This window comes from Ferruginibacter sp. SUN002 (assembly GCF_050611725.1).
Lineage (GTDB): Bacteria > Bacteroidota > Bacteroidia > Chitinophagales > Chitinophagaceae > Ferruginibacter.
The window spans coordinates 2,910,072-2,933,517 of record NZ_JBODJB010000001.1 but is presented as its reverse complement, the minus strand read 5'-3'; the positions used below and the strand labels follow the sequence as shown (position 1 = coordinate 2,933,517).

Annotated in this window: 19 protein-coding genes; 17 read left to right on the top strand and 2 right to left on the bottom strand. The window is 36.9% G+C overall.

Annotation, left to right across the window (positions count from 1 at the left end; translation table 11 throughout):
- Nucleotides 1–44: 44 nt before the first annotated feature.
- Nucleotides 45–1,580, bottom strand: coding sequence for an Ig-like domain-containing protein (locus ACQ33O_RS12490; RefSeq protein ID WP_430995924.1), 1,536 nt, complete (start codon nucleotides 1,578–1,580; stop codon nucleotides 45–47).
- A gap of 609 nt (nucleotides 1,581–2,189) precedes the next feature.
- Here ACQ33O_RS12490 and ACQ33O_RS12485 point away from each other — a divergent pair.
- The 9 genes from ACQ33O_RS12485 to ACQ33O_RS12445 all read left to right on the top strand — a co-directional run bounded on the left by ACQ33O_RS12485 (nucleotide 2,190) and on the right by ACQ33O_RS12445 (nucleotide 11,463).
- The gene (locus tag ACQ33O_RS12485) at nucleotides 2,190–2,759 is read left to right on the top strand and encodes a YeeE/YedE family protein (protein ID WP_430995923.1); all 570 of its coding nucleotides are present in this window, start codon (nucleotides 2,190–2,192) and stop codon (nucleotides 2,757–2,759) included.
- A 9-nt stretch (nucleotides 2,760–2,768) separates the two neighbouring features.
- Complete coding sequence (locus tag ACQ33O_RS12480; protein ID WP_430995922.1) at nucleotides 2,769–3,269, top strand: DUF6691 family protein; 501 nt, start codon at nucleotides 2,769–2,771, stop codon at nucleotides 3,267–3,269.
- Between the two features lie 42 nt (nucleotides 3,270–3,311).
- The gene (locus tag ACQ33O_RS12475) at nucleotides 3,312–4,364 is read left to right on the top strand and encodes a ThiF family adenylyltransferase (protein WP_430995921.1); all 1,053 of its coding nucleotides are present in this window, start codon (nucleotides 3,312–3,314) and stop codon (nucleotides 4,362–4,364) included.
- Between the two features lie 231 nt (nucleotides 4,365–4,595).
- Entirely contained in the window at nucleotides 4,596–7,100 is a 2,505-nt protein-coding gene (gene nirB, locus ACQ33O_RS12470) for a nitrite reductase large subunit NirB (protein WP_430995920.1), read from the top strand.
- 61 nt (nucleotides 7,101–7,161) lie between these two features.
- Nucleotides 7,162–7,560, top strand: coding sequence for a nitrite reductase small subunit NirD (gene nirD / locus ACQ33O_RS12465; RefSeq protein ID WP_430995919.1), 399 nt, complete (start codon nucleotides 7,162–7,164; stop codon nucleotides 7,558–7,560).
- A gap of 147 nt (nucleotides 7,561–7,707) precedes the next feature.
- The gene (locus tag ACQ33O_RS12460) at nucleotides 7,708–8,529 is read left to right on the top strand and encodes an MOSC domain-containing protein (RefSeq protein WP_430995918.1); all 822 of its coding nucleotides are present in this window, start codon (nucleotides 7,708–7,710) and stop codon (nucleotides 8,527–8,529) included.
- Nucleotides 8,526–9,476 (top strand): bifunctional molybdenum cofactor biosynthesis protein MoaC/MoaB, encoded by a 951-nt coding sequence (gene moaCB, locus ACQ33O_RS12455; protein WP_430995917.1) that lies wholly within the window; start codon nucleotides 8,526–8,528, stop codon nucleotides 9,474–9,476. The genes ACQ33O_RS12460 and moaCB overlap by 4 nt, the downstream gene beginning before the upstream one ends.
- Nucleotides 9,477–9,619: 143 nt before the next feature.
- Nucleotides 9,620–10,804, top strand: coding sequence for a molybdopterin molybdotransferase MoeA (locus ACQ33O_RS12450; protein WP_430995916.1), 1,185 nt, complete (start codon nucleotides 9,620–9,622; stop codon nucleotides 10,802–10,804).
- A gap of 8 nt (nucleotides 10,805–10,812) precedes the next feature.
- Complete coding sequence (locus ACQ33O_RS12445) at nucleotides 10,813–11,463, top strand: NAD(P)H-binding protein (RefSeq protein ID WP_430995915.1); 651 nt, start codon at nucleotides 10,813–10,815, stop codon at nucleotides 11,461–11,463.
- A 10-nt stretch (nucleotides 11,464–11,473) separates the two neighbouring features.
- On the opposite strand, the gene ACQ33O_RS12440 is transcribed toward ACQ33O_RS12445, so the two are convergent.
- The gene (locus tag ACQ33O_RS12440; RefSeq protein ID WP_430995914.1) at nucleotides 11,474–12,166 is read right to left on the bottom strand and encodes a Crp/Fnr family transcriptional regulator; all 693 of its coding nucleotides are present in this window, start codon (nucleotides 12,164–12,166) and stop codon (nucleotides 11,474–11,476) included.
- Nucleotides 12,167–12,807: 641 nt separating this feature from the next.
- On the opposite strand from ACQ33O_RS12440, the gene ACQ33O_RS12435 reads away from it, so the two are divergent.
- Genes ACQ33O_RS12435 through ACQ33O_RS12400 form a run of 8 tightly spaced genes read left to right on the top strand, consistent with a single transcriptional unit; the run spans nucleotide 12,808 to nucleotide 23,408 of the window.
- On the top strand, nucleotides 12,808–13,212 hold the full coding sequence (locus tag ACQ33O_RS12435) for a hypothetical protein (protein WP_430995913.1): 405 nt from the start codon (nucleotides 12,808–12,810) through the stop codon (nucleotides 13,210–13,212).
- A 41-nt stretch (nucleotides 13,213–13,253) separates the two neighbouring features.
- Entirely contained in the window at nucleotides 13,254–14,492 is a 1,239-nt protein-coding gene (locus tag ACQ33O_RS12430) for a CmpA/NrtA family ABC transporter substrate-binding protein (RefSeq protein WP_430995912.1), read from the top strand.
- A gap of 55 nt (nucleotides 14,493–14,547) precedes the next feature.
- Nucleotides 14,548–15,327, top strand: a complete 780-nt coding sequence (gene ntrB, locus ACQ33O_RS12425; protein ID WP_430995911.1) for a nitrate ABC transporter permease — start codon at nucleotides 14,548–14,550, stop codon at nucleotides 15,325–15,327.
- Nucleotides 15,328–15,353: 26 nt separating this feature from the next.
- Complete coding sequence (locus ACQ33O_RS12420; RefSeq protein ID WP_430995910.1) at nucleotides 15,354–16,208, top strand: ABC transporter ATP-binding protein; 855 nt, start codon at nucleotides 15,354–15,356, stop codon at nucleotides 16,206–16,208.
- A gap of 33 nt (nucleotides 16,209–16,241) precedes the next feature.
- Entirely contained in the window at nucleotides 16,242–17,600 is a 1,359-nt protein-coding gene (locus ACQ33O_RS12415; RefSeq protein ID WP_430995909.1) for an MFS transporter, read from the top strand.
- A gap of 30 nt (nucleotides 17,601–17,630) precedes the next feature.
- Nucleotides 17,631–21,170 (top strand): molybdopterin-dependent oxidoreductase, encoded by a 3,540-nt coding sequence (locus ACQ33O_RS12410; protein ID WP_430995908.1) that lies wholly within the window; start codon nucleotides 17,631–17,633, stop codon nucleotides 21,168–21,170.
- Nucleotides 21,167–22,672, top strand: a complete 1,506-nt coding sequence (locus tag ACQ33O_RS12405; RefSeq protein ID WP_430995907.1) for a rubredoxin — start codon at nucleotides 21,167–21,169, stop codon at nucleotides 22,670–22,672. The genes ACQ33O_RS12410 and ACQ33O_RS12405 overlap by 4 nt, the downstream gene beginning before the upstream one ends.
- Nucleotides 22,662–23,408: a sulfite exporter TauE/SafE family protein gene (locus ACQ33O_RS12400; RefSeq protein ID WP_430995906.1), complete on the top strand. Its 747-nt coding sequence runs from the start codon at nucleotides 22,662–22,664 to the stop codon at nucleotides 23,406–23,408. Before ACQ33O_RS12405 ends, ACQ33O_RS12400 begins: the two co-directional genes overlap by 11 nt.
- Nucleotides 23,409–23,446 lie beyond the last annotated feature (38 nt).

Below are 23,446 nucleotides of genomic sequence, written 5' to 3'. Positions count from 1 at the left end.
TTTTTTATATAATTGTTTTCTCTTTAATTAAATCAGAAAGAAAATTATGGGTTTATTGCATAAAGATCATAAGCAATAGTAGCTAGGAAGTTATAATCTATCCAGATATAACCTGCATCACCCCATGTGGTTCCCCATTGGTTCACGGCTTTGTAAGCATTCTTACTGTCATCATAACCAACCAATGTTATAGCATGCGGACCGTAAGTAGTTGTAGAGCTTGTTTTCCAGATATAACCAGGTCCTGCACCATAAAAATTTGCATCTGCAGTAAACGTAAATGATAATGCATGTTTATTAAAAAGCATTGTCTTAACAGCTATAGGATCTTGTGCTACAACCATCGAATACGATGTGATTTTATAATTACCGGCTTCAGCAGTTTGTGCGGATGTTGGTAAAGTGGTACATCCATTTTGATCTGTATATGGCATTGAATTCCATGTGCAGATTCCGGTATTTTTCATAAAGTTCAATGAGTTGATCACCGATGAACCGCTTGAACAACCAGTTGCAGCTTTAGTTTGGTTATACAAAAACTCCGGACTGAATATATTACTTGTTGCACTGTATGATGTTGCGCCGGTTTTATAATACTGTTCAATTGATCTTGCATAATAACCAAGTGCTATTGCAACACATGAACCTTCACTACCTTGGTTAATTACCGGAGGTGCTGCAAGTGAAACGCTTGCAGGTAATGTTGGAGGTTGAATAACAACTGTATTCAATGTAACTGTTATAGAAGATGATGTAGTATTGCCTGCAGCATCTTTTGCAGTAGCAGTTAATGTATGCAATCCGCTTGCAGATCCTGTTGTATTCCATGAATAACTGTATGGAGCAGTAGTTGCTGTGCTTTTTACAACACCATCTACACTGAAACTTACTGAGCTTACACCAACATTATCAGAAGCACTTGCTGTTACATTGGTTGAAGCGCCAATTGAAAAAGAAGCACCGTTTGATGGTGAAGTAATGCTAACACTTGGTGCGGTTAAATCGCCTGTTGGAACAGCATTGATACCAACCTGAACCGATGTTGCCTTTGTATTGCCTGCAGCATCTTTTGCAGTAGCAGCAATTGTGTGCGTACCACTTGCAACGCCTGTCGTATTCCAGTTAAAGCTGTATGGAGCAACAGTGCTGGTACCAAGCACCGTACCATCGATACTTACAGAAACAGATGTAACACCCACATTATCAGATGCATTTACTTTAATAGCTACTGTACCTGAAACAATAGCGCCGGCTGTTGGAGATGTAATACTAACAGTTGGGGCTGTCCTGTCTCTTCCTCCCGTGCTGCCACCTGTAGTACCAGTGCTGCCTTTAAAAAGGGAAATGGGTTGATTGTTTAATAATGCCTCTTGCGTACGTTGCACATAATCTGAGGAAACGATCACTGGTACAGCTGCAACCACTTTGGGGTTGTCTAAAACAACACCTGAAAATGATGTTTGTACATTGGAATTTGTTTCACCACCTGTAACACCCAATGATGAATGGTCTTTCTGACACGAAGACCAAAGGAGGCTAAGAGACGTGCCTACAGCTACGCCTAATAGAATTTTTTTCACTTGCATGGTTTTTCTTTTAGATATTATTTTAAAACTTTTTTCTTTACAAACTCTTAAGTAATTACTACTGAACAAATTAGCAACAATCTGTTGTTTCGCAGGCCGGTAAAGGGTTTTAAGGGGTATATTAAAAACGATAAATTGAAAGAAAAATTGCTGTATTAATGATCGTCCGATGGGTTTTTCATTGGCTTTTTAGGCACAACTGCTCGTCTGTCGTTGAATGTCTGTAAGTTAACTCAATCGCATTTTTTCATTATTGAATCAATCTCACGGCCTATTAACCAATTACTATGCCAAATGAGAAAAATTTCGGAGGCGAAAATATATATTTTTAAACACATCGAATAAAAAACAGGAAGATAAAAAAGACTTTTTTTCTTAATCAAACATTTTCAAGAGATTATATTTTTTTCAGTTTGCTTTTTCATTTGGTTGAACAGAATATTCAACATCTATGACACTTTTGGTCATGTTATGTATAGGTGTTATTCATCCCACAGTTGCATAACTAGTTTAACATCAATTAAAATTTCGTTTCAAAAATATTGCTACCTTTATTTTGCTAGTGTTACAGCATTATAATTATTTACATAATCAAACTATAAAATGAATTTAATTGAATGGATAAAACAGCCATGGCCTTGGTATGTAGCCGGGCCGCTTATAGGACTAACCGTACCATTGCTTTTGATCATTGGCAATAAATCGTTTGGCATTAGTTCCTCCTTACGTCATGTATGTGCAATAGTATTACCGTCTAATATCAGTTATTTTAAATACGATTGGAAGAGAGAACTGTGGAATTTATTTTTTGTTTCAGGTATTCTGTTGGGTGCATTCGTTACACTCAGTTTTCTTGCAAATCCAGAGCCGGTTAATGCAGATGCTAGACTTGTTGCACAACTATCGGAATATGGTATTACTGATTATTCAGGTCTTGCACCTAAGCAATTGTTCAACTGGCAAGCTTTGCTTACGGTCAGAGGTTTTATTATGATGGTGATAGGAGGTTTTATGATCGGCTTCGGTACAAGGTATGCAGGAGGTTGTACAAGCGGTCATTCAATAATGGGTCTATCAACTTTGCAGCTACCTTCACTCATTGCAACCTGTTGTTTTATGATCGGTGGTTTTATCATGACCAATTTAATTCTTCCATTCATTCTTTCTCTTTAAAAAAATAAAATGCAAACAAACATAGAAACAAATCAGGATTTTGAAGTGCGTTCATTAGATGCAATATGTGTGAATGAAAGCAGCATTGAGTTAAAATGGTATCATAATTTCAAATATTTATTTGCCGGAATAGCATTGGGAATAATATTTGTAAAATCAGAAATTATAAGCTGGTTTCGCATTCAGGAAATGTTTCGCTTAGAATCATTCCATATGTATGGTGTAATAGGCAGTGCTGTGGCGGTTGGCGCACTTTCAGTTTGGTTGATAAAAAAGTTTAAAATCAAAACCATTCACGGAGAAAAAATTGAATTCAAACAACATGCGTTCAATAAGGGGCAGATCTTTGGCGGACTTTTATTCGGGTTAGGATGGGCAATTACCGGTGCTTGTCCCGGTCCTCTATACGCATTGATAGGCAGCGGCGCTACCGTTATTGCAGTTGTATTATTGAGTGCAATTGCAGGTACATGGGTTTATGGTTTAGTAAGAGAAAAATTACCACATTGATTTTTATGTTGATTGCTTTCGATCAATCATTAATTTTGTTGAATGCAATTTGATCCCCAGCAATATTATCAAAGTCATCAAAAGCTTTCTTTTATTGGAAACAATGGGCAATTGCAATTGCAGGAGTCTAGGGTTTTAGTAATTGGAGCAGGTGGGCTGGGATGCCCGTGTTTACAGTATTTGGCAGGATCCGGAATTGGCACAATTGGCATTGCAGATTATGATGTTGTTGCAGTTTCTAATTTACACAGACAGGTTTTATTTTCGTTTGATGATATAGGAAAATCAAAAGCATTAACAGCCAAAAAAAAACTTTCGCTTTATAATCCGGGCATTATTATTCAAGCGCATGATATGATTGTTGATGAAACAAATGTTTTATCACTTATGAATGCGTATGATGTTGTTGTAGATTGTACGGATAATTTTCAGGTTCGATACCTGATCAACGATGCTTGCGTTGTGTTAGATAGACCATTGGTGTATGGTGCCATTCATCAAACTGAAGGGCATGTAACTGTTTTTAATTATCAACAATCACCCACATTACGTTGTTTATTTCCCAATGAAACAAATGAAGGTATTCAGAGTTGTGCTGATATCGGAGCATATAATATTGTTACCGGTATCATCGGTACAATGATGGCCAATGAAGTGGTTAAAGTTATTCTCGGTTTACCAGATGTGCTTGCAGGTAAACTTTGTCAGTTCAATGCGATAGAGAATACTATAAGGCAAATCAAATATCCTACACTGATAGACAGCAGACAAAAAAGTATCGAACGTTTTCAGCAACCATTACAACCATTGGAAATTTCACAAGCTGAATTTTCTCAAAAAGTCGAAAACAATCTTTCTTTTTATCTGATAGACGTAAGAGAGCCGACTGAACATAATACTTTTAATATTGGCGGCGACCTTATTCCCTTACCAATCTTATTAAAGCAAACTTCATTTCCATTTGCTCAAGCCGATACAGTTATTTGTTATTGCCAAATAGGTAGCCGTAGTCTGCAGGCTGCTCAATATCTGCAACATGTTGGCTTTAAAAATGCTGTAAGTCTCAAGGGGGGCGTGGCAAATTGGATTCAATAAATCTCTCCCCAATATTAAATATTATTTATTTTAATGTGTTTTATATCATGCTTTAAAGCACTATTTATTACTTTATAATAAAAATTATATGATTTTAATTATATAATTTTAATATAATTTCGTAATATTGTTAGATAAATAATGCATATTATTTATTTTAATGTAAATGATTTTGTCGTTTTTCATTATTCTTCAACGATTTCTTGCCAGTAACACAATAAATTTTCTAGAATGGAAAATTCAACAAAACCCACCGTGGTTGTTATTGGCAATGGTATGGTAGGCTATAAATTTTGCGAAAGATTATTGGCAAAATCTACCGATTTTAATTTGATAGTTTTTGGTGAAGAGCCTCGTAGGGCATACGATCGGGTTCATCTTAGTGAATACTTCAGCGGTAAAACCGCCGAAGACCTTAGTATGAGCTCATTGGAGTGGTACGAAGAAAATGGAATTCAGCTACATCTTAGTGATCCTGTTTTGGAAATAAACAGACAAAATAAAACGATACATTCTCAAAAAGGAATTACACAGTCTTACGATTATTTGGTTTTGGCAACAGGTTCATCTGCTTTTGTACCTAATATTCCCGGTGTTGAAAAAGAAGGTGTTTTTGTATATCGTACGATTGAAGATCTTGATATGATGAAGGCGCATGCTAAAAAAGCGAAAAAAGGTGCAGTGATCGGTGGCGGGTTATTGGGGCTTGAAGCTGCCAAAGCTTTGATCGATCTTGGAATTGAAGAAACGCATGTGATTGAATTTGCACCACGTTTAATGCCAAGGCAAATTGATAGTGCAGGCAGTACTATGCTTGAAAGTAAATTGAAAGCATTGGGATTACAAATTCATCTTAATAAAAGTACAAGCTCTATTAACGGTGAAGATGCGATCAGCAATTTACAATTTGCCGATGACACAAAAATGGAGCTGGATATGCTGGTGATTTCTGCAGGTATTCGTCCCCGTGATGAAATAGCAAAATTGGCCGGCCTTGAAGTTGGCTCCAGAGGTGGAATTCAGGTAAATGAAAAATTACAGACAAGTGACTCTAATATTTTTGCTATTGGTGAATGTGCTTTGCACAATGGTATGATCTATGGACTTGTAGCTCCCGGTTATGAAATGGCTGAAGTGGTTGCCGCTAATCTTTGTGGTGGTGATAAGTCTTTCAACGGTTTTGACATGAGCACAAAATTAAAATTAATTGGTGTGGATGTTGCAAGCTTTGGCGACCCCTTTGTTACTGAGCCTGATGGAAGAACGATCGTTTTTGAAGATACGCATAAAGGCATTTATAAAAGGATCAACCTAACAACCGATGGGAAATATTTGTTGGGTGGTATTTTAATAGGGGATGCAGATGCATATAATATTTTATTGCAAACTGTAAATAATAAAATTGTTCTTCCTCCTAATCCCGAAGATTTGATCTTAGGCAGCAGAGGCGGAGAGAGTGATGCAGGCACAGGAGTAATGAGTTTGCCGGATGATGCACTAATCTGTAGTTGCGAAGCAGTTACTAAAGGTGCTATTTGCTCTGCTGTGAATGAACAAAATTGTACTACGATCGATGGCATGAAAAAATGTACCAAGGCTGGTACCGGTTGTGGCGGCTGTGTGCCATTGGTAAAAGACCTGATAGCTGGTACAATGAAAGCGAATGGTGTGTATGTGAAAAATGTAGTATGTGAACACTTCGATTACTCCCGTCAGGAATTATTAAGTCTTATAAAAATTGATGGTATACACACATACGATGAAGTGTTGACGAAATATGGTAAGGGAGATGGATGTGAAGTTTGTAAACCTGTTGTGGCAAGCATTTTAGCAAGTTTATGGAATGATCTTATTTTAAAACAAGACACCATACAAGATAGTAATGACCGCTTTTTAGCCAATATTCAAAAGGGAGGTACTTATTCAGTAGTGCCTCGTATAGCAGGTGGAGAGATAACGCCGGATAAATTAATTGCGATTGGAACCGTAGGTAAAAAGTATAATCTCTATACAAAAATCACAGGCGGACAAAGGATAGATTTATTCGGTGCTCATCTCAGTGATCTTCCCGATATCTGGGAAGAGTTGATAGATGCAGGTTTTGAAAGTGGTCATGCGTATGGCAAATCACTGCGTACGGTTAAAAGTTGTGTAGGTAGTACCTGGTGTCGTTTTGGGTTACACGATTCCGTTAGTTTCGCCATTGAAGTGGAAGATAGATACAAAGGACTTCGCTCTCCTCATAAATTAAAAGGCGGTGTAAGTGGTTGCATCCGAGAATGTGCAGAGGCTCAAAGTAAAGACTTTGGTATCATCGCAACAGAAAAAGGGTGGAACTTATATGTGTGTGGCAATGGGGGCAGTAAGCCGCAGCATGCACAATTACTGGCAACGGATATAGATAAAGAGACTTGTATAAAATATCTAGATCGGTTCCTGATGTTCTACGTAAAAACCGCAGATCCGCTTACTCGTACTGCTACTTGGTTAAATAAAATGGAAGGCGGCATGGCGTATTTGAAAAATGTTATCGTAAATGATAGTCTCGGTATTGGCGAAGAGTTGGAAGCCGCAATGCAACAACATGTCAACACTTATCAATGTGAATGGAAGGCAGCTATTGAGAATCCTGAAATGCGTAAACGCTTTAATCATTTTGTAAATGCTCCAAAGGAAAAAGATCCAACATCAGCGTTAGTGCCTATGAGAGAGCAGGTAAAAGCAAAAGAATGGTAGTTCCACCCCCGTCCCCTAAAGGGGAGTTCTTCAAAGATTATAAATTTTAAAAAAACAAAATATGGCTGGACTAGATAATCAAACTGTAACAGTAAACTCCTTCGAGAACTCCCCTTTAGGGGATGGGGGCGTTTGGTTCTTTGCATGTTATGCTGCTGATGTTCCCATGAATGGTGGCGCTTGTGTAAAGTATGAAGATGAACAAATTGCTATTTTCAATTTTACCAGAAGAGGAGAATGGTTTGCAACACAAAATCTTTGTCCGCATAAAAAACAAATGGCTTTGAGCCGTGGTATGATCGGCAGTGCCGGAGAAGCTTGTGAACCTAAAGTGGCTTGTCCATTTCATAAAAAAACTTTCAGTTTACTTACCGGTGAATGTTTAAGCGGCGATGAATGTGCTATTAAAACTTATCCTGTAAAAGTAGAAGATGATAAAGTATATATTGGAGTAGAGTAAATTACCACACTAGTTATTTCGACGATGGAAGTGTTTAGTGTTATCAATAGTGAAAATACCTCTTTATCTCTTCCTCGTCGAAATAATATAAGTGCATATTCACCTAATTCGTTTCAATTAGTGCAATAAGAGAAATATATTTGCACTATGCAGGTAAGTCAGCTATATATCTACCCCATAAAATCTCTTGGAGGCATATCTATAACATCTGCTGAGCTCACCGATAGAGGATTTAAATACGACAGACGCTGGATGCTTATCGACAAGAAAAACAATTTTCTTACACAGCGTGAATTTCCACAAATGGCTTTATTGCAGGTTACTTTAACTGCAAGCGGACTACAAGTGTCACATAAAATTAATAATCAATCAATTTATATACCTTTTCTTCCCGAAACAAACGAACTCGTTCAGGCAACAGTATGGAGTTTTACCGGAAAGGCACAGGTTATGAGTTCGGTAGTAAATGAATGGTTTACTGAGATGCTGTCAATTCCCTGCAGGTTGGTATATATGCCCGATGAAACAAGAAGAAAAGTAAATTCGTATTATGCTATCAATAAAGATATTACCAGTTTGTCTGATGGTTATCCGATGTTGATGATCGGGGAAGCTTCATTGGAAGACCTTAATAAGAGGCTGGATGATCCTGTTCCCATGAATCGTTTCAGACCGAATATTGTTTTCAAGGGTGGGCAGCCATTTGAGGAAGATATCATGGCAGCTTTTATGATCAATGGAATTGATTTTTACGGAGTAAAATTATGCAGTCGATGTGTTGTTACAACGATCAATCAAAATACCGCAGAAAAAAATAAAGAACCGCTGAAGACATTGTCAACATACCGCAAGAAAAATTTCAATATTTATTTCGGGCAGAATGTTATTCACGGTGGATTGGGCACGATCAATGTTGGGGATTCAATTACTATATTAAAAACAAAACGTAGAAAGATTATTGTAAAATGAGAGATATTACACATAAACAGATCACATTAAGAACTGCAAAAGCTATCGGAATTATCTTTTGCAGCCAGGCAACAATCGATAAGATCAAAAACAATGAATTGCCAAAGGGTAATTTATTTGATGTGGCAAGAGCTGCAGGTTTTGTTGGCGCCAAAAGCACACCACAATTATTGCCGCATTGTCATCCTGTTGCGATAGATGGAATGAATATTGAATTTGAATTTTTGGATGCGTCGTTGCATAAAGAAAATTTTAATGAAACGATATTGAGCAGAACAGGTGTCGTAATAACCGGAGAAGCTAAGTCTATTGGCCGAACAGGAATAGAAATGGAAATGCTGACTGCAGTTTCTGTTGCTGCTTTAGAAATTTATGATATGCTAAAGCCTGTTGACACACAATTGGAGATCGGCAGCATAAAATTGCTGGAAAAGAAAGGGGGTAAAAGCGATCGTAAAAAGTTTTTCAATACCCCGCCAACTTGTGCTGTATTAGTTTGTTCTGATTCTACTGCTGCAGGCGAAAGACAAGATAATAGTGGCAAAATGATCCAGCAAATGTTATCAGCCGTTAATGCTAACGTTAAGCATTATACGATTGTTCCTGATGATAAAGAAAAGATCCAGCAGCAAATAAGAATATGGGTAGCGGAAGATGTACACTTTATTTTTACAACAGGCGGTACAGGTCTTGGTCCGAGAGATAATACAGTTGCAGCAGTGAAAGAAATTTTAGAAAGAGATGCTGAAGGGATTATGGAGGCCATTCGCAGTTACGGCCAAATGCGTACGCCGTTGGCAATGATGAGTCGTGGTGTGGCTGGTTCAATTGATAAAACTTTGATCGTTACATTACCCGGAAGTACAGATGGTGCAAGAGAGAGTTTGGAAGCTATTTTGCCTGCTGTATTCCATGCTCGTAAAATGATGCTTGGGGGAGGGCATTAGTATGTACGATTTTGGATTTGCGATGTATGATTTTATTCTATGTGAAAATCTCAATAGTATAAATGAATTGATATAACTCGTCCTACAAATAAATCAAAAATTCTGTTCATTTAATAATTCTGTAAATTCTGATTCGGACAATTATGATTTCATTTAAAGAAGCACAGGAAATAGTTTTATCATATGCAAGATCGTTTGGTAAAGAAAAGATTTTGCTTGACGATTCGTTGGGCAGGGTTTTGGCAGAGCAAATTATTGCCGATAGAGATTACCCTCCTTTTAATAGAGCCATGATGGATGGCTATGCAATAAAATTTTCCGACTGGAAAAATAATGTGAGAGCATTCACAATTGTCGAAACAATTTATGCCGGAAAGTTTTTTGACAAAAAAATAAATGAAGGGGAATGTTATAAAATCATGACAGGAGCTTCAGTTCCTTTTTATGCTGATGTAATTATTAGAAGAGAAGATGCTGATGAAAATGGGAATAAAGTTCAATTTAATAATATCAGCATATCATCGGGTCAAAATATTGCAGCAAAGGGACAGGATCTGAAAAGCCGGGAATTGATCTGTAGTGAGTCGCTAATAATTGATACAGCTACGATCGCTTTGCTAGCATCGGTAGGTAAGTATGAAGTAATGGTTGAATGTTTACCTAAAGTAGCAATTATAACAACAGGAGACGAAGTGGTATCTGTTGGTAGTTCGGTAGCTGATGTACAGATCAGAAACAGTAATAGTCATTTATTAAAAGCATTATTGAAAAAAAGAAATATCGTTCCTATCAGTTGTCATCATATAGCTGATGATAAAAATAAATTGGAAGAAGCTGTTTCAAAAGTGATACATGCAGATATTATTATATTGAATGGAGGAGTTTCTGCCGGAGATGCTGATTATGTGCCGGAGATATTAAAAAAATTGGGAGCGAAAGAGATCTTTCATAAAGTTGCTATAAAACCCGGCAAGCCAATTTGGTTTGGTAAGTTTGAAAATGGAGCAACGGTTTTTGCTTTACCAGGTAATCCTTTTTCCTGCATGGTTACTTTTGAATTATTTATTCGATCTTATCTCCATAAATGTTTTGATCTTTCCGGTCCAAAAGAAATGATTTTACCAGTATGCGGAAGCAGACAGAAAAAGTCTTCTTTGGATGAATTCTTTCCTGTTAAAATTTCCGGACATCCGGCTACATTGGTTCCGCTACATTTTAATGGCTCGGGTGATATTACTGCAGCTATGGGAGCCGATGGTATAGCACAGCATCCTGCCGATAGTTTAGTATTGCAGGAAAATGATTTAGTTATTTGTAAATTGCTATAAATCTTTTTATGAAAATTATTTTGACCGGAGCAACAGGAATGGTTGGTTCAGAAGTGTTGCGTCAGGCCATAGCTGATGACAGGATTGATCATATAACCTGTATAGTACGTAAACCGGTTGCTATATCGCATACTAAAGTAACAACGATCATTCATTCAGATTTTTTAAAGTACGAATCACTGACAAATGTTTTTGCTGAAGCCGATGCATGCATTTGGTGTTTGGGAATTTCTCAAACTCAGGTCACAGAGTCGGAATATTTGATCATTACGCATGATTATGTGTTTGTTGCGGCAGAACAAATGTTAGCAGCTAATCCAACAATAAGTTTTTTATTTCTTAGTGGTATGGGGGCAGATACAACGGAAAAAAGCAAGGTGTTATTTGCATGGGCAAAGGGCCAAACAGAAAATGCACTATCAGGTGTAGGTTTTCAAAAACTATACATCGTTCGTCCCGGAGCCATACAAGCAGTCAATGGTTATCCTAACGAACCCTTTGCGTATAAATTTGTTTCTTTTCTATTTCCTGTAATAAAATTTTTATTTCCTTCACTAGTCATTACTTCTGTTGATCTGGCAAAAGCCATGTTAAACATTGTAAACAGGGAGAGTGAGCAACAATTATATGTGCAGAAGGAATTAAAAAACTGGGTCTAATTATTGCAGGTTATGCTTCCTCGTTAGTAAAGCTTTCCAATTTATCAATATCAGTGATAAGGATCTTCTTTTCAACTAGTTTAATGGTATTGTCTTCTACCAGTTCGTTCAGTATCCTGAAAACTGTTTCATATGTAGTACCGGAAAAAGAAGCCAGGTCTTGCCTGCTTAGTACAATATCTAAATAACCCTCTTTTGTAATACCGAAATTCTTTTTCAATGTAAGCAAGGATTGTGCAACTCTTCCCTTAACGCTCATATGTGCAAGGTTCCGCATTTTTCTTTCGGATAATTGAAGTTCATCCGCAAAGAACATCATCAATTGAAAAGTAAAGTCGTGATTTACTTTTAATGTGGTAAGAAAAAACTCAAGATCAATAAAACAAACTGTACTGGGTTCTATGGCCGTGCCGGATACGGGGTAAGTGGTATTGCTGCCTAATCCACGGTGCCCGACAATAGCACCTTTATTGGCAAAGCGTACAATAAGCTCTTTATCATCACCCCATTTCTTATGAACTTTTACCTTGCCTTCGTTCACAAAATACACGCCTGTAACTTTATCGCCTTCATGAAATAGGACCTCGCCTTTTTTTACATGAAATGTCTTTCGTTTCGCATCTATGGCAGGTAGCCATTCGGGGAGACAGCCTTTACAAAAAAAACAACTATTCAGATCACATCCTTGCTTGCTTTGTTTCATCTTCTTTTCTATTGGTGAGCAAATCAATCACAATATTAAGTCTATAAAAGGTAAATAAGTGTTTATTGACTTAAATCTTTAAATACATTATGATAATAAATATGTATTTAAATTTTGTAACTAATCAATGCTTATAAACATTAATTAGTTACAAAATTAAACATTATAATAAAATAAATATAAAATATTTGATCAAAAAATTTCTTTGTATCGTAAATACTCCCTATTTTTATATTGTAAATCATATAAACGATCATAAATATGATTTTAGTAAATAGAAAAGTATTAAATATAAAAAAATGTAATATTTAATTTTTGAATTGGAGCCTTTTAGTTCCTTTTTAAAATTACAGCTCATTTAATCACTCTCTTATTTGCCCCTCGGTTTTTTACGCCTCGATTGTTTTTCCCCATTTTGAAAAAAATTAGCCTTAGCGGCTGCTGCTATTTCGACCATTATGTTCGAGTAGTTCAAACAAATTAGAACCGGTTCAAATAATAATAATAACCATTAAAACAAACTGCCGTGACAAAAATTTTAATAACCATCTTTTAAACAAAAAACCCCGGAGAGGTTGCAGCCAAACCGGGGCGACAAAAAATTAAAAACTAATCTTTCATCAAATCAAAACAAAAGTATTATGAAAAAGTCTCTAATCAAAAAAACTTCCATCTTATTAATGTCAATTTTTAGCATTACAGGTATTGCTAAAGCTCAAACAAAAGCAAAGCCGGTTTTGTGGGACGGGATGATCGTTTCAGGCTACGTAGACAAAGGGGCGTATGTGAATTTTGGCGGCCCTTGCATTAAGCTGGTAAAAAAACCAGTTGCTGTTACATTAGGCATGTTGCCATCGCTTCGTATCAAAGAAGATAAAGTTGTTTCAGGTGCAAAAAAGAATTCAATATTAACACCAATGCTAGGATTCGGGGCAGCTGTCATTTATAAACATCTTGTTGTTCAGGTACCACTATATTATGTTGCTAAAACTGCAGCAGCAGATGGTAGCTGGAAAATAGGTGTGGGTGTAGGATATAAATTTTAATTACAAACATTAAAATCATTTTTCACCCAAAAACAAAACGTATGTACTATAAATTATTAAAAAATATATCATTCTTCCTGATGGCTTTTGTAACCATTGCCGTGTCCTCTTGTAACAATAGCGGAGCAGGTAAAGGAACAGGAGCAGATTCCGCTAAGGCTAATGTAATCAAACTTGGGTTTATTCCGCTTACAGATTGTGCCTCTTTGGTAATGGCAAAGGAGTTAGGCTATTTTGAACAGGAAGGAGTAAATGTAGAGTTATCTAAAGAAGCATCATGGGCAAATATCAGAGATAAGGTACTTAACGGAGAGCTATCTGGTGCACATTGTTTATTTAGTATGCCATTCTCTGTTTATAGTGGTGTTGGCGGTAAAGCCGGCAGTACCATGAAAATAGCGATGATAATTAATAACAACGGGCAGGCAATTACTTTATCAAATAAATTCTGTGATCTCGTTGGTAACAACGAAACGTCTAAGATTGCTTCAGCGGTTGATAAGTTGAATGCGGCAAAACAAGTTCAGTTTGCAATGACATTCCCGGGTGGTACACATGATGCATGGTTACGTACATGGTTAGCCGCAACAGGGGTTGATGTGAAAAAGGTTGGTGTCAAAACTATTCCCCCTCCTCAGATGGTAGCTAACATGAAAGTAGATAATATGGATGGTTTTTGTGTTGGAGAGCCATGGAATGGGGTTGCTGTAAAAGATGGCATTGGCTTTACGCATATTGCTTCGCAGGAGATATGGAAAAATCATCCTGAAAAGGCGTTGGTATTAAATGAAGCTTTTGCTTCAGCTAATAAAGATGATGTTAAAAAGATCATGAAGGCAATCATAAGAGCGTCACAATGGTTAGATAGTTTACCAAATCGTAAAAAAGCCGCCGAAATTATTTCTCAACAAAAATATGTGAATGCGCCAACAGAGGTTACAGAAGCAAGATTAATGGGTATCAACAATGTGGGTTGCAAATTCGGAGAGAAAAAATATACAGATGATTACATGAAATTTTATGATGGAGGTGCTACCAACTTTCCTCGTAAAAGTTATGGTATCTGGTTTCTTGCAAAGTATGTAGAGTGGGGCTTATTACCAACGGCACCTGCTAATTACAAAGAAGTTGCCGACAAAATAATTATGCAGGATCTGTATAATGAAGTAATTGGAGAGATGAAACTCTCTTCCCCTGATGACGACATGAAGCCTTTTAAATTAACGATCGAAAATAAAGTTTTTGATCCTAATAACGTAGAGGCATACATCAAAAAATAAATTCACTGAAAGTGGTTGTTATTCAATAGCAACCACTTTTTAAAAAAGTAATGAAATGAAAAAATATCTTTTACCTGCAGTTTATCTGATCATCGGAATTGCTGTTTTGTTGGGGATGTTCGATCTGGCAAGTATGCTTACTGCTAATAATAAAATACCTATTCCCTCAGCTACTAAAGTACTTGGTACTTTGTTCAGTTTATGGAGTGATCCGTTTTATGATAATGGTCCAAATGATAAAGGAATTGGGTTTCAATTATTAACTTCATTAGGGACTGTATTTAAAGGCTTTTTGTTGGCAACATTGATTGCGCTACCTGTTGGTTATTTGATTGGGTCGAGCAAGATCATTATGTCAATTTTAAATCCGATCATTCAGGTATTACGTCCTGTATCACCATTGGCGTGGTTTCCACTCGGACTTGCTTTATTTGAAGCATCAGATAAAGCTGCAGTTTTTGCAGTATTTATTACCTGCATTTGGCCAACATTGATCAATACTGCTTTGGGAGTAGCTTCTGTACCTGCCGATCATAAAAACGTAGGCAAAGCATTTGGTTTTTCTAAATGGAAGACCATTACAAAAATTTATTTCCCTTATAGTTTGTCATACATCTTCACCGGCTTAAAACTAAGTATTGGTATTGCATGGGTGGTAATTGTTGCTGCTGAAATGCTTTCAGGTGGTGCAGGGGTAGGTTTTTTTGTATGGGATAGCTGGAATGCGTCGTCATTGGAAAAAGTTATAGCTGTAATTCTGACCATTGGTGTTGTAGGATTATTGCTTGATAAAGCATTTACAATGATGCAAAAGAAATTTAGTTACGTAGCATAAATTCTAAACCGAGTAAAAATTAGTATATGTCTGATTTAATCATTGAACAAAAAAATACTGCAGTAGCTGAGGCAATTATAAGCAGCGCTATCAATAGTATAGAAATAGAAAATATGACCGTGAGCTTTGGATCCGGTAAAAATATATATACGGCGGTTAAAGATATTTCTCTTACTGTAAAGAAAGGAGAGATCGTGGCTCTGATCGGTCACTCAGGTTGCGGCAAATCTACGTTGATGGGTACCATCAGCGGAATGGTGAAGGCTACTGAAGGAGTGGTTAAAGCTAATGGGAGAATGGTAAATGGTCCGGGACCGGATAGAGGTATTGTTTTTCAAAACTATTCTTTACTTCCTTGGTTAACTGTTTATAGAAATATTTATGAAGCAGTTGATTCTGCGTTACCAAACTTAACTACAACAGAAAAGAAACAACTAGTAGAAAAGAATTTGCAACAGGTAAATCTTTGGATGCATAAAGACAAACTGCCTGGACAATTATCGGGTGGAATGAAACAACGTGTAGCCATAGCAAGAGCTTTTGCTATCAATCCATCTATATTATTGTTAGATGAGCCTTTCGGCGCATTAGACGCATTGACCAAAAGTAATATGCATGTTGAATTGCTGAAACTCTGGAATCTTGATAATAGAGAAAAAACGATCATCATTGTTACACATGACATTGAAGAGGCAATCTTTTTAAGTGATAAAGTAGTGGTGATGAATAATGGCCCGGCAGCTACAATAAAAGAGATTGTAGACATAACATTACCGAGGCCAAGAAATAAAAAAGAAATCATACATGATGCAGCATACATGAAAATTCATGATAAGTTGCTTGGATTGTTGATCGATAAATTTTCGATCGACGATATTTAAAACGATTAGTTAAACCATTTATAAAAAATTAAAATGAATCAACCATTAAACAAGCTGAATATTTTTTCACTGAAAGGTGTACAGATGAAAACCTTTCATATCACCTGGTTAACTTTCTTCTTTTGCTTCTTTGCCTGGTTTGGCATGGCACCGTTAATGAAGCTTGCCAAAGAACAATTGCATTTAACCAAGGATCAAATAGGAAATATTCAGATTGCGTCAGTTTCTGCAACAATTTTAGCTCGTCTGTTAATTGGCAGGTTGGTTGATAAATACGGCCCGAGAATTGTTTACACATGGTTGTTGATTGTTTGTTCAATTCCGGTACTATTGATCGGTCTTAGTCATTCCTATACTTCATTCTTATTATGTCGTTTAGCCATAGGCGTTATTGGAGCTTCATTTGTTATTACACAATTTCACACTTCAGTAATGTTTGCCCCAAATGTAAAAGGAACGGCAAATGCAACTGCAGGCGGTTTTGGTAACGCTGGTGGTGGTGCAGCAAATTTCTTTATGCCAATGATCGCTTCGGGCTTTACTGCTCTTGGTTTTTGTGCAAAAGAAGACAGTTGGCGTTTTGCAATGATCGTTCCGGGTGTTATGTTACTGGTTTGTGCTTTTTTATATTATAGATATACAAAAGATACGTCAGCAGGAGATTATAAAGAAATTGGTTACAAAACGAATGATAAGAAGAATACATTTCTTGTTGCAGTAAAAGATTATCGTACCTGGATATTAACCATTGCATATGCCGCATGCTTTGGTGTTGAAATTACCGTTGATAATTTTGCGCCAATATTTTTCACCGATTCATTTGGTGCAACCATAGCCGTTGCAGGTATGACAGCGGGTATCTTCGGTTGGATGAACATTTTTGCTCGGCCTTTAGGCGGTATTGTTGCAGATAAAGTTGGTATTAAATTCGGATTTCACGGAAAATCATTTTTGCTTTCTATTCTTTTGTTGCTTGAAGGCGTGGGTATTATCTGGTTTGCTAAGTCAGGTAACATTGGCATTGCAATATTCATGATGTTCTTCTTTGGGTTAAGCCTGAAAATGGCGAATGGTGCTACATACAGCCTGGTTCCATTCATTAGTCCTATTGCAGTTGGTAGTGTTGCAGGTATAGTTGGAGCTGGTGGTAATATCGGAGCTATGCTGATCGCATTCATGTTTAAATCAATGTCGGCAAAAACAACTACACAGGTTATAGAAAATGGTGTTGCTAAAACAAAAGAATTAATTGATTACACTGCTGCTTTCACACTATTAGGTTTTATTGTTTTAGGTATTGGTGTTGCCGTTTTGATATTCAGAACGATTGCGGCTGCAAGAGATACTGATGATATAAAGGATTTGACTTTGGCGCCTGTGCCGGTAAAATAATTCAGTAGAATATAGATGATGTAAATAACGATGCAAGACAAGAAAATTATATCAAACACAAATACCACAACTTGCTGCTATTGCGGCGTGGGTTGTGGTATTGTTGTTAATAAGGATAGAAAGGGAAATATTGTTGTTGAGGGGGATAAAGATCATCCGGTAAATAAGGGAATGCTCTGTAGCAAAGGCATGAATCTCCATTATACCGTTAATGATAAAAGCGACAGGTTGTTGTATCCACAAATGCGTTACAATAAAAATATGCCTTTGCAAAGAGTTACCTGGGATAGTGCATTGGAAAGAACGGCAGCTGTTTTTAAAACATTCATTGATAAATACGGTCCGGATTCGGTGGCATTCTATGTTTCAGGGCAATGTCTTACGGAGGAATATTATGTGATCAATAAATTGATCAAAGGGTTTATTGGAAGTAATAATATTGACACTAACTCACGGTTATGCATGAGTAGTGCAGTGGTTGGGTATAAAATGAGTTTGGGAGAAGATAGTGTTCCGGTTTGTTATGATGATATCGAACTAAGCGATTGCATTTTTGTAACAGGAGCTAACCCAGCATGGTGTCATCCGATCATCTGGAGAAGAGTAGAAGCTCACAAGGCTGCAAATCCAAATGTAAAGATCATTGTAGCAGATCCTCGTAAAACAGATTCATGTTCTATCGCCGATTTGCATTTGCAAATCAATCCAGGAACTGATATCACATTAAATCACGCCATCGGAAGGTTGTTGATCGAAAATGGCGATATCGATTTTGATTTTGTAAAAAATCATGCAGAGGGATTTGATGCCTATAAAGAAATTGTTTTTGCAAGGTCTTTAAGCGAATCTGCTGGAATTTGCGGCATTGATGAAGATGATATTAGACTGGCTGCAAAATATATTGGAGATGCCAAAGGTTTTATTACTATGTGGACAATGGGCTTGAACCAAAGTTCAATTGGTGTAAATAAAAATTTAAGCCTGATCAATCTCAACCTGATAACAGGTCATATCGGGAAACCAGGCTCAGGGCCATTTTCATTGACCGGGCAGCCGAATGCAATGGGAGGAAGAGAAGTTGGTGGTTTGTCCAATTTGTTGCCTGCACATCGTAATCTTGCTAATCCGTTACATAGAAAACAGGTGCAGGAATTTTGGGGCGGAACAAAAATAGCGGAAAAGCCGGGCTTAACGGCAACGGAAATGTTTGATGCATTGAATGAAGGTAAATTAAAAGCCATTTGGATCATATGTACCAACCCGTTAGTAAGCTTACCAAATGTTCGTGTTGCAGAAGAGGGTTTGAAAAAAGCAAAATTTGTTGTTGTACAAGATGTAAGTAACAAACCTGAAACATTGAAATATGCGGATGTCATTTTACCGGCGGCAACATGGACAGAGAAGGAAGGTACAATGACCAATAGTGAAAGGCGCATTAGTTATTTGAATAAAATTGTAGATGCTCCCGGAGAAGCATTGCCCGATACTGAGATCATTTGTCGATTTGCAAAACAAATGGGATTTAAGGGTTTTGAATACAAAGAGTATAATGATATTTATAAAGAACATGCGGCATTAACTGCAGGCACCAATATTGATATAACCGGGCTTGACTATACCATCATTAAAGAAAAGAAAACTGTTCAGTGGCCATACACAATGGACGAGAAAGGCAGTGGCGTAAAACGTTTGTTTGAAGATAAAATATTTTATACGCCATCCACCAAAGCCATTATTCATGCGGTTCCTGATACAATAACCAGTGAAAAAACAAGTAGTGATTTTCCGTTAGTACTTACTACGGGCAGAGTTAGAGATCAGTGGCATACAATGAGCAAAACTGGAAAAGTAAAAAAATTAAATCAACATACGGCAAATTCGTTTTTGGAAATAAATCCTGTCGATGCTCAGAAATTAAAAATTACCGATGAAGCTGTAGTTGTGGTAACATCTGTCAGAGGTGAAGTTAGGGTAAAAGCAAAAATTACCGATTCAATTAAAAAAGGTGTAGTGTTCTTACCAATGCATTGGGGTAAAATATTGAACAGTGATCTGAACAGGGCTAATAATCTTACAAGTCCTTTATTAGATCCTATTTCCAAGGAGCCTGATTTTAAATTTTGCGCTGTTAATGTTGCACTATATAAAAAACCAAAACAACGTATTGTTATAATTGGAGCCGGTGCCGGGGCTTACGGTTTTGTAAGATCTTATAGAGCTATCAATGCGGAGGATGAGTTAGTAATTTTCAGCAAAGAAAATTTTCCCTTTTATAATAGAGTAATGCTGCCGGATTACATCAGTGGCGTACAAAAGTGGGAACAGTTGGTAAAGATGACAGATGAAGAAGAACCTCAATATAATATTCGTTTACACCGTGGGGTTAGTGTAGAAAAAATTGATAGAGAAAATAAATTTGTTATTGATTCAAAAGGTGAAACAACTTACTATGATGTATTGCTAATGGCAACGGGGAGTAGGGCTGCGGTACCTAAGAATGTGCCTGAATTGCCCGGCATCTTTACTATGCGTAGTCGTACCGATGCAGATAATTTTAAAGACCATGTTCCTAAAGATGGCCATGTTGTTATTGTTGGTGGCGGATTGCTTGGTTTGGAAATGGCTGCTTCTTTACGAGAAGTAGGGATAAAAATAACGATCATTCAGCGTATATCAAGATTCCTTGACAGGCAATTAGATCCATTGGGTAGCCAGTTATTGCATGAAGAAATGGTTGATCAGGGATGTGAAGTCTATTACAACGATGAAGTCCAACTATTCTACGGACAGGAAAAATTAACAGGCATACGCCTAGCAAGTGGTAAGCAAATTGATTGCGATGCATTGGTGATTGCTATAGGAACCGTTCCAAATGCAGAGCTTGCAAGAGAAATAGGATTAAACTGTCAACGTGGTGTAATTGTAAACGAGCGTTTACAAACCAGCGACCCAAACATATTTGCCATTGGAGAAATAGCGGAATTCAGAGGATTTTTATTTGGTATTACGGCAGGAGCGGAAGAACAAGCTGCTGTCGTAGCCAAATACTTGCAAGGCGATATTGCAGCTTACTATGATGGAACCTTGTTGATGAATATCATTAAGATTCATGGTTTTGATCTTTGTAGTTTGGGCATTCCCGAAAGTCCTAATGATAAAGATTATGAAGAAATTGTTTTCATCGATAAAGCAAAACGTTATTATAAAAAATGCATCATTCACAACGACAGATTGGTTGGTGCGATTTTGATCGGAGATAAAAGCGAATTCATTGAATACAAAACACTGATCTCTAATAAAATTGAATTGAGTGAAAAGCGTTTGCAATTATTACGCAGCGGACAAAAAGCTGAACCGGTAATTGGTAAATTGGTTTGCAGTTGTAATAATGTAGGAGCCGGTAATATCAAAAATAAAATTGCTGAAGGGTGTACTGAACTTACAAACTTGTGTACAGCATCAGGAGCAGGGCTGGGTTGCGGTAGCTGCAGACCTGAAGTGAAAAGAATATTAGAAGAGTTCATGGAGCAACAACAGACTGAAAACGTTTTAAAAGTGATTGCATCATGATCATCAAGAAAAGTAATATTGTAAAAATAAATCTGCCACTGGGAATCGTTTCCTCAGGAGATTTGCATGCTATCATGTGTGCTGCTGAAAATGCACAGGTTAAAGATGTACAGTTTGGGGTGCGTCAACAATTATATTGTAAGGTAGCGGAGAAGTTTTTGAATGGTTTTGTTGAATCGTTGGAAAAGATAAAAATATCTTACGAAATAAATGAAGAGATATATCCAAATATAGTTAGTTCTTATGTTACTGAAGATGTTTTTCAAAATGCGAATTGGTTAAGCGAGGGAGTATATAAAGATATTTTGGATCTTTTTGACTTTCAACCGAAGTTGAAGATCAACATCAATGATAATATGCAAACTTTTGTTCCATTCTTTACAGGGAACATTAATTTTATTTCTTCAAACACAAATAATTACTGGTACCTGTATGTTCGTTTTCCAAAGACAACGCATATGTATCGATGGCCGGCATTGATCTACACAGAAGACATACCTCGTATTTGCAAAGTGCTGGAAGCGACTATTGCGGAAAATAAAAATTTGTATCAGGATAGGGATTTTATCAATGGCAATGCATTGTATGCCAAAGTGCATAACAAAGAAACTTTTATTGTTCAGCCTGTAACAGAAGAATTGAAAGTTCCTGATTTTGGCATGCCTTATTATGAAGGATTTAATCGTTATGGCAACAAATCATGGTTGGGTATTTACAAAAGAGAAGAGTTGTTCAGTGTAGCATTTTTGAAAGATGTTTGCAGTATTTGTTTAAAAACCAAAATTGGTCAAATATATTCTACACCCTGGAAATCACTTATTATAAATGGGATTCAACAGCCCGATAGAAAGTTGTGGGATTTTGTTTTAAACGAACATCGTATCAATGTTCGTCATGCAAGTAATGAATTGAACTGGCAGGTAGAAGATCTTTGCGAAGAAGGATTAAGTTTAAAAAGATATCTTGTTCGTCAATTTGATAAAGATGATGTAAGAACATTCGGATTATTTTTTGCCATCAAAACAAAACCTAAAACGGGGTTATTCGGTTCTGTGATCATCCGCAAACAACAAAAGCCGGCGTCGGTAAAATATAAAATAACAGACCGCTTCGATATTTTATACAGCAGCAATTTTAACCCTAATTCAAAAGAGTATATTTTGTTCCGAAGCGATGTAGAAAGAGAGAACCTTGAAACTTACTTGCTATCACTTTGCAAATATTACTATGAATTAAAGAATGAGGCTACAGATGTTAACCATGCTGCATTCAGAAGAACAGAAGAAGTTAAGGAAGAAGCACCTGCACTCGTTTTGATACACCAATGTCCACACTGTTTTACGATTTACGATGAAATTTATGGCGATGCTGTAAATGATATTGCTCCTGGCACTACATTTGCTGAATTAAAAGATGAATATGAATGTCCAACCTGCGGAGCAGCAAAGGATGAATTTGTACCCATCGCCAAACCATCGTTAGTAGAAAATAATGGCAATTGATGTTTTAATTCCTGTATTATTATTGATAGTAGCATTTTTATATGCATCCGTAGGGCATGGTGGTGCAAGCGGTTATATAGCTGTGCTTTCTTTATTTAGTATTCCTATGGCCGTTTATAAGCCGGTGGTATTGGTATTGAATATCATTATTGCAAGCATCGCATTCATACAATTTTACAGAGCCGGTTATTTTAAATGGAAACTGGCATGGCCATTTTTGATCACATCTATTCCATGTGCATTTTTAGGGTCGAATTTTACAACGAGTGAATCCGTTTACAAGTTGTTGTTGGGCTTCGCCTTAATTTTTCCTATTATCAGATTGTTGATGAAACCTTCAGATATAGAAAGAGAACAAAAAGCGGTTCCCTTTGCAGCTGCATTGCTAACCGGAGCCATCATTGGTTTTGCATCAGGCTTTTTAAACATTGGTGGTGGTATTTTTCTTAGTCCTGTAATTGTGCTAATGGCTTGGGGTAATGCAAAAGATGCAGCAGCAGTAAGTAGTTTGTTCATTGTGTGTAATTCCTTATCAGGCTTGGCTGCTGTTTCAAATGGCATTAACTTTACATTCGCATCTTATATATGGCTTGCGGCAGCTGTTGCAGGAGGCTTGTTGGGTGCATATGTAGGAAGTTTTAAATATAAATTATTAACAGTGAGGTATGTTTTGGCGGTGGTGTTGTTTATTGCTTCTGCAAAACTGATAAGCGATTCATGGTCGAATTTTTTTTGAGAAAGATGATGTGTTGATAACCCGATTTGACAATCATC

Coding starts and splice junctions, on each gene's coding strand:
- ACQ33O_RS12485 (WP_430995923.1), top strand. CDS start 2,190: ATGAATTTAATTGAATGGATAAAACAGCCATGGCCTTGGTATGTAGCC.
- ACQ33O_RS12480 (WP_430995922.1), top strand. CDS start 2,769: ATGCAAACAAACATAGAAACAAATCAGGATTTTGAAGTGCGTTCATTA.
- ACQ33O_RS12475 (WP_430995921.1), top strand. CDS start 3,312: ATGCAATTTGATCCCCAGCAATATTATCAAAGTCATCAAAAGCTTTCT.
- nirB (WP_430995920.1), top strand. CDS start 4,596: ATGGAAAATTCAACAAAACCCACCGTGGTTGTTATTGGCAATGGTATG.
- nirD (WP_430995919.1), top strand. CDS start 7,162: ATGGCTGGACTAGATAATCAAACTGTAACAGTAAACTCCTTCGAGAAC.
- ACQ33O_RS12460 (WP_430995918.1), top strand. CDS start 7,708: ATGCAGGTAAGTCAGCTATATATCTACCCCATAAAATCTCTTGGAGGC.
- moaCB (WP_430995917.1), top strand. CDS start 8,526: ATGAGAGATATTACACATAAACAGATCACATTAAGAACTGCAAAAGCT.
- ACQ33O_RS12450 (WP_430995916.1), top strand. CDS start 9,620: ATGATTTCATTTAAAGAAGCACAGGAAATAGTTTTATCATATGCAAGA.
- ACQ33O_RS12445 (WP_430995915.1), top strand. CDS start 10,813: ATGAAAATTATTTTGACCGGAGCAACAGGAATGGTTGGTTCAGAAGTG.
- ACQ33O_RS12440 (WP_430995914.1), bottom strand. CDS start 12,166: ATGAAACAAAGCAAGCAAGGATGTGATCTGAATAGTTGTTTTTTTTGT.
- ACQ33O_RS12435 (WP_430995913.1), top strand. CDS start 12,808: ATGAAAAAGTCTCTAATCAAAAAAACTTCCATCTTATTAATGTCAATT.
- ACQ33O_RS12430 (WP_430995912.1), top strand. CDS start 13,254: ATGTACTATAAATTATTAAAAAATATATCATTCTTCCTGATGGCTTTT.
- ntrB (WP_430995911.1), top strand. CDS start 14,548: ATGAAAAAATATCTTTTACCTGCAGTTTATCTGATCATCGGAATTGCT.
- ACQ33O_RS12420 (WP_430995910.1), top strand. CDS start 15,354: ATGTCTGATTTAATCATTGAACAAAAAAATACTGCAGTAGCTGAGGCA.
- ACQ33O_RS12415 (WP_430995909.1), top strand. CDS start 16,242: ATGAATCAACCATTAAACAAGCTGAATATTTTTTCACTGAAAGGTGTA.
- ACQ33O_RS12410 (WP_430995908.1), top strand. CDS start 17,631: ATGCAAGACAAGAAAATTATATCAAACACAAATACCACAACTTGCTGC.
- ACQ33O_RS12405 (WP_430995907.1), top strand. CDS start 21,167: ATGATCATCAAGAAAAGTAATATTGTAAAAATAAATCTGCCACTGGGA.
- ACQ33O_RS12400 (WP_430995906.1), top strand. CDS start 22,662: ATGGCAATTGATGTTTTAATTCCTGTATTATTATTGATAGTAGCATTT.